Origin of the sequence: Shewanella baltica, from assembly GCF_900456975.1 — a bacterium.
GTDB lineage: Bacteria > Pseudomonadota > Gammaproteobacteria > Enterobacterales > Shewanellaceae > Shewanella > Shewanella baltica.
The window spans coordinates 2,480,431-2,493,549 of the sequence record NZ_UGYM01000002.1; the positions used below are offsets into that span (position 1 = coordinate 2,480,431).

Annotated in this window: 10 protein-coding genes; 2 read left to right on the forward strand and 8 right to left on the reverse strand. The window is 47.3% G+C overall.

Annotated features, from left to right (window positions below; genetic code table 11):
- Positions 1-195 precede the first annotated feature (195 nt).
- The 8 genes from mdoH to DYH48_RS11095 form a co-directional block, all read right to left on the reverse strand.
- Positions 196-2,379 (reverse strand): glucans biosynthesis glucosyltransferase MdoH, encoded by a 2,184-nt coding sequence (gene mdoH, locus DYH48_RS11055; RefSeq protein WP_006086416.1) that lies wholly within the window; start codon positions 2,377-2,379, stop codon positions 196-198.
- A gap of 23 nt (positions 2,380-2,402) precedes the next feature.
- Positions 2,403-4,031, reverse strand: coding sequence for a glucan biosynthesis protein G (locus DYH48_RS11060; protein ID WP_115334798.1), 1,629 nt, complete (start codon positions 4,029-4,031; stop codon positions 2,403-2,405).
- Positions 4,032-4,523: 492 nt separating this feature from the next.
- Positions 4,524-5,921: an ATP-binding protein gene (locus DYH48_RS11070; RefSeq protein ID WP_115334799.1), complete on the reverse strand. Its 1,398-nt coding sequence runs from the start codon at positions 5,919-5,921 to the stop codon at positions 4,524-4,526.
- An 83-nt stretch (positions 5,922-6,004) separates the two neighbouring features.
- Positions 6,005-6,664, reverse strand: a complete 660-nt coding sequence (locus DYH48_RS11075; RefSeq protein ID WP_071938790.1) for a response regulator transcription factor — start codon at positions 6,662-6,664, stop codon at positions 6,005-6,007.
- Between the two features lie 34 nt (positions 6,665-6,698).
- Positions 6,699-7,607, reverse strand: a complete 909-nt coding sequence (locus DYH48_RS11080; protein WP_115334800.1) for an FAD:protein FMN transferase — start codon at positions 7,605-7,607, stop codon at positions 6,699-6,701.
- A gap of 130 nt (positions 7,608-7,737) precedes the next feature.
- A complete protein-coding gene (locus DYH48_RS11085) occupies positions 7,738-9,057 on the reverse strand; it encodes a DUF3570 domain-containing protein (RefSeq protein ID WP_115334801.1) in 1,320 nt (439 codons plus the stop codon).
- 125 nt (positions 9,058-9,182) lie between these two features.
- Entirely contained in the window at positions 9,183-9,401 is a 219-nt protein-coding gene (locus DYH48_RS11090; protein WP_006081386.1) for a DUF4266 domain-containing protein, read from the reverse strand.
- 3 nt (positions 9,402-9,404) lie between these two features.
- Positions 9,405-9,872 (reverse strand): TlpA disulfide reductase family protein, encoded by a 468-nt coding sequence (locus DYH48_RS11095; RefSeq protein ID WP_006081385.1) that lies wholly within the window; start codon positions 9,870-9,872, stop codon positions 9,405-9,407.
- A gap of 386 nt (positions 9,873-10,258) precedes the next feature.
- On the opposite strand from DYH48_RS11095, the gene hyaA reads away from it, so the two are divergent.
- The gene (hyaA, locus tag DYH48_RS11100; protein WP_006081384.1) at positions 10,259-11,395 is read left to right on the forward strand and encodes a nickel-dependent hydrogenase small subunit; all 1,137 of its coding nucleotides are present in this window, start codon (positions 10,259-10,261) and stop codon (positions 11,393-11,395) included.
- A gap of 3 nt (positions 11,396-11,398) precedes the next feature.
- Positions 11,399-13,102, forward strand: coding sequence for a nickel-dependent hydrogenase large subunit (hyaB, locus tag DYH48_RS11105; protein ID WP_006081383.1), 1,704 nt, complete (start codon positions 11,399-11,401; stop codon positions 13,100-13,102).
- Positions 13,103-13,119 lie beyond the last annotated feature (17 nt).

Genomic DNA, 13,119 nt, shown 5'->3' on the forward strand with positions numbered 1-13,119 from the left:
CCAGCGATCATGTCAGTCAATAACACTGTCATACGACTATTTCATGGGGATCAGTTAATTACTAGGGGCAAACTGTAGATTATGAAAAGAAAAATGCCACTGAGGTCGTCAGTGGCATTTTCATTATCATTACAACCAAACCCATTTGCGAGCAAACACTGCGCTAATGTTGGGTCGCTGTGCGTTAGATATTCGTTAGCAAAAAGACACCAGATCTTCTTCAACAAACTGCTCTGGTAATTTCTGCAGGCTACGTAACATCAAAGGATTCGCTAACACCATCGCCATTTCTTGGCGATTCAGTACTGCTAATGCACTCTGTTGGCAGCGAGCTTCATGCACTTTCACATGCACTATGGCTTCCATCGCTTCAATCGGAGTCCCCGCAGCACGCAATGGCTGTTTATCCACCATAGCCAAATGCAGCTCCATCAACGCAGGATCTTTAAGGACCTGTGCCAATGTCCAAGGCTCAGCGATGTGTTTTTGGTAAGCGGCACGGGCTTCATGTGCTTGCAGGCAAATCTGCGCAGGATTGCGCTCTTCAGGCGTCGCAAGAATCCCCGCACGTTTAAACACTTCACCGATTTTGACAGAACCCGTCCATGCTGAAATAGGCACGGCAATCCACAGACCAATCAAGGCAGGACTCATCCAAGCCAACAAGGTTAGAGAATCCAAAATAGCAGCATAACCTAACATCACACCCGCCAGCATATGCCAACGGTGACGATAAATTAACGTCATCCAAGGCATACTGCCGTCATCACGACGTTGCGGCGACCAACCACTGTCGCGGCCCATCAGAATTGACATCACGGCACCGCAATGGATGAACATCATGATAGGTGCGATCAACGCTGAGAGTATAACCTCAAAGATCACACTGAATATCGCTTTAATCCGGCCGCCAACACTGCGAGCAAACTCGCCGTCTTTAAGCAGCAACAAGACACCAAATACTTTAGGGCCGAACAAGACGCCCATAGTAATGTAGAACAATCTCAATGCCCTATCCGAGTCCATGATGGGCCAAGTGGGGAACAGTGAAAATTGATCGGTGAAATATTCAGGTCGAATAAAGTGTGCTTGCAGGGCTAACATCAAACCGGTCAAAATCAACATCAACCAGAAAGGTGATGATAAGTAGGCCATGATACCCGTCAGTAAATGCAAACGGCTCACCCAGTGCAAACCTTTAGTTGGCAAAATACGTGAATGCTGCAAGTTACCTTGGCACCAGCGGCGATCACGTACTGCTAAGTCGATAATTGACGGTGGACATTCTTCGTATGAACCGGGTAAGTCATAGGCAATAACCACACTCCAGCCTGCACGGCGAATCAAGGCCGCTTCAACAAAGTCATGGCTCATGATATGACCACCAAAAGGCGGCTTACCCTTAAGGTTGGGTAATCCTGCCGCAGTCATAAAAGCTTCGGTACGGATAATGGCGTTATGGCCCCAGAAGTTACCTTCTTTTTGTACCCACCAGCCTAAACCGGTGCCTATAACGGGGCCATAAATGCGCGCCGCAAATTGCTGTAAACGCGCCATTAAAGTGGTGCCGTTGATCAGCGACGGAATCGTTTGGATCAAGCCCGCATCAGGGTCGGCCTGCATACGCTGGGCCAAACCTGTGATGGTTGAAGACTCCATCAAGCTGTCGGCATCAAGCACTAACAAGTGATCATAGCGCGAACCCCAACGGCGGCAGAAATCCGCCACGTTACCCGCTTTACGGGCGACGTTTTTACGACGACGACGGTAATACACACGCGAGTGTTTATGGGTTTCTTGACGTAACACCAAAAACGCCTGCTCTTCGAGCAAGGCGATATCAGGATCAGTAGTATCACTTAAGATAAACCAATCAAAAGCATGACCATGACCCGTTTGCGACAAGGTTTCTGCCATCACAGAGACCGCCGAGAATACCCTATCAGGGGATTCGTTATAGGTCGGCATTAAGATCGCGGTGCGCGTATGCAGCTCAGTCACTTGCAGATCTTTTGCCCGCGGTTTGCGCAGCAAAATTAAAAAACCCGCAATACCACTACAAAACGCTAAGGCGATCCAACAAAAGTTAACCGCAAATAACGCCAACACGAGATATTCCAGTGGCGTAATTCCGCCAATACTAAATACCGCGCCCATTTCATAAATAGCGAATAAAGACAGTAATAAAGCACCGCCAACCACTAAGAAGCGGCGCGAAGCACGCGAACGTACTCCATTCGCCACTGTGCTACGGCGAGGGAATCCCTCTGGCATCTTACTTAAATTTTGGGGTTCCATAGCGCCAGGCCGTTCATTTGGCATAGCACTACCACCCACGAGGACTTCCGTCTCGAGTACCGAGTTTTCGGATACAGTCATATCATGTTGCTCCGTCATGAACCTTACAGCGTCCAGCGATAGAGCCAGGTTTCAACCTGACGAGGAGTTGGGAACTTGAGTTCAGCGCGCAGTTCGATAAGTTCTTTATCTTCTGGCTCTAATTCAAAAGCTAAGCGATAGCCATTTTTGGCTGCATTACGGGCAATCACCACATTGGTGACCACACCACCAGACGCTTCTACTTTAGCAACTGGCATTTCATCTGTCATCGGACCTTCAACTTGATAGTCGACCACAAATAAACGTCTTGGTGTTGCTTTAGCGATATCGGCACGGCCACTGGCAGAGCGAGACACATGTACAGCACCGACTTTAGCCGCGGGTTCATCACCCCAGCTCATGCGATAGGCAAAATGGAATTCACTGCCCGCAGGAATAGGCTGACGAGGTTTCCAGTAGCTAACGATGTTGTCATGAATTTCAGACTCAGTCGGAATTTCAGTCAACACCACAGAACCTTGGCCCCAGTTGCCCACAGGCTCAATCCACAGGCTTGGACGACGTTCATAATGTGCTTCTAAATCTTGGTAAGACGCATAATCACGCTCACGTTGGATCAAACCAAAACCCTGTGGCGAGTTGTCAGAAAACGCACTGACTTGTAATTGACGTGGATTAGCCAATGGACGCCATAAATGCTCACCACGGCCGTTTAACATCAATAAACCGTCTGAATCATGTACTTCAGGTCTAAAGTCATCGGTATCGTGACGACCATTGAGTGAATGCAGGAACATGCTCGTGCTGGGTGCTAAACCAACTTTGCTCAGCTCAACTCGCGGAAACAGCGTCGCTTCAACGTCAATCAAAGTGTTATCACCAGGACGGACAGAGAAAGTATAAGCACCCGCCACACTTGGGCTATCTAGCAAGGCATGCACAACAATCAAGTTGCTGTCATTGTATGGACGTTCAACCCAAAAAGCGCGAAATATTGGGAATTCTTCCCCTTCGGCATCGGCGGTTTTTAACGCTAAACCACGTGAAGATAAACCATAGGCGTTACCTTTACCTAAAGCGCGGAAATAACTCGCACCTTGGAACACCATAAGTTCGTCAAACACACCGTTAGTATTCAGTTGGTTATGAATGCGAAAACCTGAGTAGCCAATGTCGTCATTGGGTAACGCTTGGGTAATCACTTCACCCGCGGTGAAATACTTAGGCTCGTAGGCTAAGTGCGTTGCGTTTTGACCTTCCACAATCGCAATCTCGATCAGATCTTGGAAATAGAAGCCACGGTGGAACATTTGCATTTGAAAAGGCACGCCCTGATCACGCCAAATAGACGCAGTCGGGTTAAAACGAATATCACGGTATTCATCGTATGACAATTTAGCCAGGCCAGCGGGTAACGGGTCTTTAAGGGCCACATACGGTTTCGCTGCCAAACGTTTTGCAATCTTCACCACAGTATCGCTATCGAAAGCGCCTGTTTTAGTGAATCTCACTTGATTTTTTGTAGCGGGCTGAGAAATCACTTTCGGCGGAGTTACCACAGGAACTGTCTCGGCGGGTTTTGTCTCTTCAGCGTACGCGACACCAGACAGGGCGACAACAGCGCCTAGCGTCAGTGAACAAATGAGTGACGAATAAGGTTTGGACGATGGGCAACGCAACAAGCTAACCATAGATAGGTAACCTAAAAAATAAACTAAGAAATCAATGTTTTTTATGTATACAGTGAATTTTTTTCACCCTCGCTTAGGGGCGAAAAAAAACAGTTGCTTACATATCGCGAAAGATATCAGAAGGAGAAAAAAACTCATAAATAAAGATGCAGTTAACCCCTTCTACACAATACTATTTGAGAATAAGTTTATACCTAAAAGGAATATAAAAATAACATTATCATGCATATTTCTGCTTTCACAGTTACAAAAGCAGGTTAAGTGATCCAAATGCTACATTTTTGAAAGTAAAATGAGACTTTTTAAAGTCTCAACTTAAGTGTGGATGATCTTAGATGAAAAAACACAATTAGCGAACCAATCTGTTGGTAAACCTAAGAATTTTTTCTAAAATAGCAGACAAACGCACAATTACACTCACCCAAATGTATCAAAACCACTGAGGTGATGTCACTTAAACTGCGGATCTATTTTAAGATGTTAACTTCTGAACTATTGCGGCAGAAAAAGAGTCACAGATAATCCGCCCTGCTCCCTTGGCGCTATCACTAAACGGCCTTGGTGCAATTCAATGATGTGATGGCAGATAGACAAACCTAAACCCGCACCTATGCCTTCATTTTCATTCACACGATAAAAACGCTCAGTGGCATTAGCAATCTGCTCTTCTGTCATGCCTTGGCCGCGATCCGCGATACAGATACTAATCTCATCACCCTGTGAATGAGCCGACACTGAGATTTCTGATTCCTGCGGGCTGTATTTGCAGGCATTTTCGATAATATTTTTTAGCACCAGCAGCAGATAAAAACGATCGCAAGTCACGGTCAGCTGGGGCGCGATATCGATATTCCATTCATAATCGGTGATTTGTGGCATCAATTGATTAAGCGCATCTTCAACCATAGGCAAGATAGCGTGGGATGACACATTGAGCTCATTTATCGAATCCACCCTCGCTAACACGAGTAACTGTTCAACGGTATGACTCATGTGCACCACGCCGGCATCAATCGCGGCCAGATGAAATTTCTGCTGCGGATCATCGTCAATCAGGCTCTCTAAACCGTGTTGATGTAATTTAATCACAGATAATGGTGTTTTAAGTTCATGGGCGGCATCGGCGCTAAAACGGCGTTCACGGGCAATGAATCTAGCTATGCTATTGATATATAAGTTTAATGCACGGCGAACGGGTACGAGTTCTTTCGGTAGTGACATAGTCAGCGGCGTGAGATCGTTCGGCGCCCGCCCAATCAGCTCCCTTTCAAAGGTTTTTAACGGCCGGAACAATAGATAAAACAATAGGCTAACGATAAGTAGTGTCAAAGGCACTACAATCAAGGGCACGATAACCGCGTTGTGCATGATTTGTGATACGAGCTCTTGGCGCACTTCATCCTGCTGGGCGGTGACAATCCAAACATGATTTTTGACCGAGAAAAAACTGAACACATGCCAGAGTTCACCTTCGAACACTTTCTTGTGATAACCCTGCACGAATCGGGTGATAGGTTGATGGCCAATATTGTCCGACAGCACTAAGGCTTCGCCCGCTTCACTCCAAATTTGAAACGCCAATTTATGCTCATAGGCGAGTTTCAGGGCATCGGCTTTTTCGGCAAAGGAACTGATCTGGCTATCGGGAACATGGAGCACTTGCGGTCTTGCGGTACTCTGGGGCGTCGCACCGGGCTCAGTGTGATAAAACAGCTCCAGCATTTTTGCGGTTTGCAGCATTTGCGCATCGAAGAGTTCTTCAATTTGATGCTTAGAATCCCGAGTACTCAACCAGCTAGAGACAGCAACGGACACTGAAATACCTGACAAAATCAATAATGTCAGTACCAAACGCAGTGAATACACATCCAGCCCCTTTAATCGAATCACTTCAGTTTCCTAACGTTTACCCTCAGCGAATCACTGAGGTATCAATACCCATAAACGTGAGTATTGTCACTTAATTCAGTGAATTAATTTATTTCAATCAAGGTATAGCCGATTCCACGCACGGTTTTAATCAGCTCATTGGCGAGCTTTTTACGCAAATGATGAATGTGTACTTCAATCGAGTTGCTGCCGACTTCATCCCAACCATAGGTTAACTGTTCCAGTTGGCTGCGCGTCAATACGCGCCCAGCTGATTGTGCGAGTTCAAGCAATAATTGAAATTCACGCCGTGAAAGCAGCACATTTTGCTCGCGAAAGGTCACTTCACGGGTATTTAAATCAATGCACAGCGCACCAATAATCAAACTGTTGTGATCGAGCCCGTACTGGCGTCTGACAATGGCGCGAATGCGAGCGGCGAGCTCTCGCACATCGAAGGGTTTACCGAGATAATCATCGGCGCCCATGTCTAAGCACTCGAGCTTAGTGTCAAAATCCGTATTGGCGGTCAGGACTATTGTGGGAATTGACACCCCCTGCTGACGCCACGCCTTGAGTAACTCTTTACCGTTACCGTCGGGTAAACCCAGATCGAGCACTATGGCACTGAAGCTTTCATTTTTAACACCCTGTAATGCTTGCTGATAACTATTAAGGTGATCAACCTGCATGCCCAGCTTTGCCAAACTTAAGCAAATCCCTTGGGCTAATAACTCATTGTCTTCAACCAACATAATACGCATTCAATGTCCTTAACAGAGCCTTTTAAAAGAACCCTTAACGGAAAATACTAAACTTAACATCTTGTTGCTGTAAAAATGCTTCCGCATCCTGGCCCTGTAGCATGGCCATAGTCGCCAGCATTCCAGCGGTCACGCAGTTTGGCCCTAACACAGTCACGGAGCGCGGCGCATGGACGACGGGATAGCCAGTACGTGGATCGACAATATGGCCGTAACGCTTTCCATCTACTTCAAAAAAGCGCCGTGTATCGCCGCTGGTCGCTAATGCGCCCTGACTGATCGCCAGTACACTGGCGGCGCGATCGAGATGGCGAGGATCTTCAATGCCCACCTGCCATGGGTTCACTTTGGGCACAGGACAGGCGATATCGCCACCAAAATTCACTAGCACAGGAATATCTGGATAACATTCAGCCAACTCATAGGCGACTCTATCGACTGCATATTCCTTAGCAATGCCGCCAAAATCCAATTTCATTCCCGATGGCATCTCAATATGGCGCGAATCAAACTCGATACGCTCAAACCCCACTAAGGCTTTAGCGGCAAGTATGAAGGCATGTTCGGGCAATTGGGCTTTGGGATCAAAGCGCCACAGCTCCATTAACGGCCCTGCAGAGATATCAAATAATCCGTCACTAAGCTGAAAACATTGTTTGGCAAAAGCCAATAACTGCCAGGTTTCTTCATCAATAAGCTGTTTATGACCATAGGCATGGTTTAATTGCCACAGACAATTTTGCGCAATAAAGCGACTGTACTTATGTTCGATACGCAGCGCCTCAGTGACTGCCATATCCAGCATATCGTCGGCGATATCGAGTTGATCACATGCAATGAGTATTTCACAGGGACTCGCCATGGCCCTAAATTCGCCCACATAACCCCAATCACGGCGTTGCAGCGAATAAAGTGCGGTTTTTAGGGATGATGTCGACATCATAAATCACCTCTTTACATGGCACCCCACTGGCATTCAGCTTAAATAAGCTCAGGGGTAAATTGAGTATGGGTAGCTAAGCTACCCATACAGTTTAACGCCTTGCTATCTGAGTCAGTAGCATTATTTCGTATTAAAAAGAATAACTAAACTGTGCTGTTATTGCCTTCTGCGTAGGGAACAGATCAAAGTTTTGCAGCTCACCGGGGATCGTAGTGCCGTTATTTTTCGGATCCTGTTGGTAATACTCTAAGCGATACGACATCTCATGATCGCCCGATAATCGATGACCAAATTTAATCCCTATCGTATAAGCCGACATATCACCGATACGATAATCGGCACTGGCAAACTCGGGCAGTGGCGTATCTGCCATCAAGAAAGGTTGATAGAAGTTAGCCGCCGTTTGTTGGTAATAACGTAGATGCAATTGACCGTAAAAATTGCCCGTAAAATAATAACGGTAATGGGTTTCTAAGGTATGCGATGTGAGATCCCAATCATCGGTATTATAACGATAGGAAAAATCCACCACGCCCGTATCCAACGCGCCTTTAGTCATCACGTAGAAGCTATGCTTCAAGCGAGCATCGGGGCGGCTTTCATACAAGAGATCCTGAGTGATGCCATTGTTATCCACCACACTGAGCACTTTGTAGGGATCGGTTAAATAGCCATTGACACTCGATAAGCCGTAATTGGCCTGCAACAACCAGCGCTGACTGAGCACTTGGGTGATGCCTAACATCACATCGGCGGTTTGCTTGTTATCACTGCCACTTTGACGAGTCGCATCAAATGCGGTGCGGTAGGCTTCTTCACTGGCGAAGTTATCACGAACCGCCATGGAGGATAAATCCACCGGACGTCCACCAACAGGATCGACCACATCGAAGCTGTAAGCTGTGCCTAAAAATAACGTAGTGTTGTCTTTGTTAAAACCGCGCTCAATACTGGCATTGAGCCCCATTGACATATAATCGAATTCTTTTGAACCGTAGACACCAGCGTTGACTTTCCAGTCAGGATTGAGCGCTTGGGCCCAGTTAACACTGCCTTGAACGCGGGTATCGTGGAACGTGTCATCAAGCGGTGTATCGCCCGCTGCCACACTGTATTGGCCATTGCCCGAAGGACGAGTAAAGGTTTGGCTGCTACTTTGAGCCACAGCGCCCGAAGCCGAGGCACCGGTTAAGCTATCGACCACCAGTTTGAGATCCAGCACGCTATCATCGCCAAAGGCTTTTTGCGCTGTACCTATGGCTTCAACGGCCTGCACTCTATCCTGCTCACCGTAATACATTAAAGCGGCATCGACCTTCCAGTCGTCAGCTTTTTTAGATAATTCAGTCGCGTGGCCACTTGTGGCAAACAATCCACAACTGGCTAAGGCTAACGCACCCGCAATCTGTTTCGATTGTCTTGCATTTATTTGATTCTTTTTTTGGGTCATAGCTGACAACACCTGTAGGTCACTTTCATCTATTCAATACCGCGGGATTTCGCCCCTGATTTTATTACATCTGCTCATCACATCTATTCGTTACATCTAAGGGCAACTAACTACCAACGGAGAGTTTAGTTACAGCCACATCCACCACCGGCAAAGGCGCGACCGCCGCTACTGCCTTCTTTACTAAAATAAATATGATCATCGAGCGCCAGATCGAGTTTTTCACTGTCGAGCGCCATATCAGCGCGTGCCAACTGGCCTTTCTCCCACGGCTGCACCCCTAAATTTGAACAACCACTCAAACCTATAATGAGTGTGACTGCGACTAATGCGGGTTTAAGCATAAATTACTCCTTCAGTAAACTGACGAGCTCTTGCTCGTATTCAGCGGCTTTATCGGCATAAAAACCAACATGATGCTGCACTAACTGACCTTGGCGATTGAACATGAAACTGCTCGGCATACCCAGCAAATCGAAGCTGCGCGCGACATCACCTTCTGGATTGAAACGCACTGAAAAATTGGCGGGGACTTGTTTTAAGAATTCTTGGGCTAACTCGTTATCTGTATCTAGGTTGATTGCCACTACGGCCAAACCTTGATCTTGATACTTTTTTTGGATCTCATTCATCCACGGAAAGGATTTACGGCAAGGCCCACACCAAGAGGCCCAAAAATCGACATAGACGACTTTACCTTTAAACTCACTCAGGGAAACAGCTTGGTTTTGCGCGTTAAACACTTGATGATCCAACGACGGCGCGGCTTGTACGCCAGCGGCCATTAAACTGAGTAACAACAATATTTTCTTCATAGAATATTCCGCGTTAACGATTACCTTTGAATCTATTAACTGAATCTTAAGGTTTTCTTAAACAAGCTGATATAAGTCCAATTAAGCCGTATGCACAGACTCCCCCCACTTAAGGTCGGCATTTTCAACAGCGCAACCTTAATAACATGAGCGCCGATTAAGTGACCGATTTCATCCAAAATGGCAAATATGAGACATTTTGTCCCATTAGGAAAAGTGAAATTAGATCTGCGTCATGTTAATTAAATGTCAAATTCAGTTCTATCACATCTCTTGAAAATTCTTGATATACATCAAGAATCTTTACACTCCAACGGCCTAAACTGACCCTGTCAATTATGTAAACCCTTACCAATTTACATTTAAATAACAAAAAAGGTTGACCCATGGACACACATGCAGCCCTATATGAACAGGGAAAGGCGCGCTTAGATGCGTTACGCCAATTCGCTCCCCGTCAACAACAATCGCTGATTGAGAAAATGCAACAGCACGGCATTAGCCGCCGTGATTTTATGAAGTGGAGTGCCATGGTGACGAGCATGCTCGCATTGCCGCTCCCCTTTAGTAACTTAGTAGCCGAAGCTGCCGAATTAGCCGACCGTGTACCCTTAATCTGGTTACACATGGCCGAATGTACTGGCTGCTCAGAATCCTTAATTCGTACCGATACCCCCAATCTAGATTCGCTGATTTTTGATCATATCTCCTTGGAATATCACGAAACCTTAATGGCTGCTGCGGGTTGGCAAGCCGAAGAAAACCTCGAAAATGCACTCGAAACCTACAAGGGCCGCTATTTACTGGCCGTTGAAGGGGCGATTCCGACCGCCAATAACGGCAGCTTCCTCACTGTGGGCTGTAAAGGTCACACAGGATTAGAAATCATCAAACATGCTGCAGAAGGCGCCGCCGCGATTATCTCTGTCGGCACCTGTGCGGCGTTTGGTGGCGTGCAAGCTGCCTATCCAAACCCAACGGGGGCGAAAGGCGTGCACGAAGTGGTCAGTAAACCCGTCATTAACTTAGGCGGTTGCCCACCGAGCGAAAAGAACATAGTCGGCACTTTGATGTACTTCATCATGTTCGGCAAATTACCTGCGCTGGATATGTTTAACAGACCTAAATGGGCTTACGGCGCACGGGTACACGATAACTGTGAACGTCGCGGCCGCTTTGATGCCGGTGAATTCGTTGAAGAATTTGGCGATCACGGCGCGAAAGAAGGCTACTGCCTGTATAAAGTCGGTTGTAAAGGTCCTTACACCTACAACAACTGCCCTACCGAGCGCTTTAACCATCACACCAGCTGGCCAGTTCTCGCTGGACACGGTTGTATGGGCTGCTCAGAACCTAACTTCTGGGATGACATGGCCGACTTTGAAAAACCCCTTGGCCGTCAACTCCTCCATGGATTGGATGCGACCGCAGATACTATTGGTGCGGTGATTTTAGGCGCGACTGTGGTGGGCATTGGAGCCCATGCCGTTGCCAGTATTTTTGCCAAACCGCTGGAGGAATAACCCATGAGCAAGCGCGTTGTTATCGACCCTATCACACGTATCGAGGGTCACTTACGTATCGAAGTTGAAGTTGATGAAAATAACGTCATCAGCAAGGCTTGGTCATCCTCCACACTCTGGCGCGGTATTGAAGTCATCCTCAAGGGCCGTACACCTATGGATGTTGGCCTTATTGTGCAACGTATCTGTGGTGTCTGTACCTATTCCCACTACCGCTGCGGCACTGAAGCAGTTGAGAACGCTCTGGGAATTCAAATTCCGTTGAACGCGAGATACTTACGTTCATTGATGCAAACCTCTTTATACATGCATGACCATATTGTGCATTTCTACCATCTACACGGTCTTGATTGGGTGGATGTGGTGTCTGCACTGAGCGCCGATCCGGCCAAAGCTGCACAAGTTGCGCTGCAATACACAGACAAACCCATAGCCGCGGGTGAAGGTGATTTAAGAGCCGTGCAAGAAAGAGTCAAAGGCTTTGTCGAAACGGGTAAATTAGGCCCCTTCGCCAACGCTTATTGGGGCAATGGCACCTATAAGTTTACTCCAGAGCAAAACCTTATCGCGCTATCTCACTATCTTAAAGCGCTTGAAGTACAACGTGTTGCGGCAGAAATGCTGGCCATCTTTGGCGGTAAATCACCACATCCACAATCCGTTGTTGTTGGTGGTGTGACGTCGGTGCGTGACATGTTAAGCCCTGCTCGCCTGCAGGAATGGAAGCAAAAACATGCGACCGTGACTGACTTTATCCTGCGTGCTTATCAAGCGGATATCGTGATGGCGGCCGAAGCCTTTGGTACTGAGCCAAGCGTGCTGGGCGGCGTGAATGTGAAAAACTTCATGGCGACCGATGACTTTGTGTTAGCCAATGGCGAATACATGTTCAATCAAGGCGTGATCATGAATGGCGACCTTGCCGGTGTCAGCGATGTAAACCCAGATCTGATTGCTGAAGACGTCAGCCATGCTTGGTATAGCGCCGATGCGCCGCAACATCCCTATGACGGTACAACGATCCCTAATTACACGGGGTTTGTTGAACGCGATACCGTCTACGGCAAATTGCCAACGCTGGATGGTGATGGCAAATACTCTTGGGTGAAATCCCCCCGTTATCAAGGCGAACCTGTTGAAGTGGGCCCATTAGCCTGCCTATTGGTGAGTTATGCCCGTGGTAACAAAGTGGTTGTGGATTCGGTCAATGCCCTGCTTGCTCGCACTGGCTTACCCGTTGCCGCCCTATTTACCACTTTAGGTCGCACCGCAGCCCGTATGTTACAGACAGTTATCGTCGCCCAAGAAGGATTAAAAACCTTCGATGCGCTGCTGACGAATATCCAGTCTGATGAATCAACTTATGTGAAACCCAATATCGACCCGAGCAAAGAGTACATAGGTCACGCCATGATTGAAGCGCCACGCGGCATGTTAAGCCACTGGATCCGCATTAAAAATGGAGTGATTGAGAACTATCAAGCCGTGGTACCGACGACCTGGAACGCAGGACCTGTGGATGCCAACGGCAAAATGGGTCCCTATGAAGCCTCTTTAATTGGCTTGAAACTGGAAGATCCTACTAAACCCCTTGAGGTGATACGTATTATTCACTCATTTGACCCTTGCATGGCGTGTTCTGTACACGTGATGGATTTTAAAGGTCAGGCATTGAGCGAGTTCCGTGTCAGTCCCAATGGTCAATAATCGAGGGAGGGAACGCA

Excerpts from the sequence above, each read along its gene's own strand:
- mdoH (WP_006086416.1), bottom strand. The coding sequence starts at position 2,379 with ATGACTGTATCCGAAAACTCGGTACTCGAGACGGAAGTCCTCGTGGGT.
- DYH48_RS11060 (WP_115334798.1), bottom strand. The coding sequence starts at position 4,031 with ATGGTTAGCTTGTTGCGTTGCCCATCGTCCAAACCTTATTCGTCACTC.
- DYH48_RS11075 (WP_071938790.1), bottom strand. The coding sequence starts at position 6,664 with ATGCGTATTATGTTGGTTGAAGACAATGAGTTATTAGCCCAAGGGATT.
- DYH48_RS11080 (WP_115334800.1), bottom strand. The coding sequence starts at position 7,607 with ATGATGTCGACATCATCCCTAAAAACCGCACTTTATTCGCTGCAACGC.
- DYH48_RS11085 (WP_115334801.1), bottom strand. The coding sequence starts at position 9,057 with ATGACCCAAAAAAAGAATCAAATAAATGCAAGACAATCGAAACAGATT.
- DYH48_RS11090 (WP_006081386.1), bottom strand. The coding sequence starts at position 9,401 with ATGCTTAAACCCGCATTAGTCGCAGTCACACTCATTATAGGTTTGAGT.
- DYH48_RS11095 (WP_006081385.1), bottom strand. The coding sequence starts at position 9,872 with ATGAAGAAAATATTGTTGTTACTCAGTTTAATGGCCGCTGGCGTACAA.
- hyaA (WP_006081384.1), top strand. The coding sequence starts at position 10,259 with ATGGACACACATGCAGCCCTATATGAACAGGGAAAGGCGCGCTTAGAT.
- hyaB (WP_006081383.1), top strand. The coding sequence starts at position 11,399 with ATGAGCAAGCGCGTTGTTATCGACCCTATCACACGTATCGAGGGTCAC.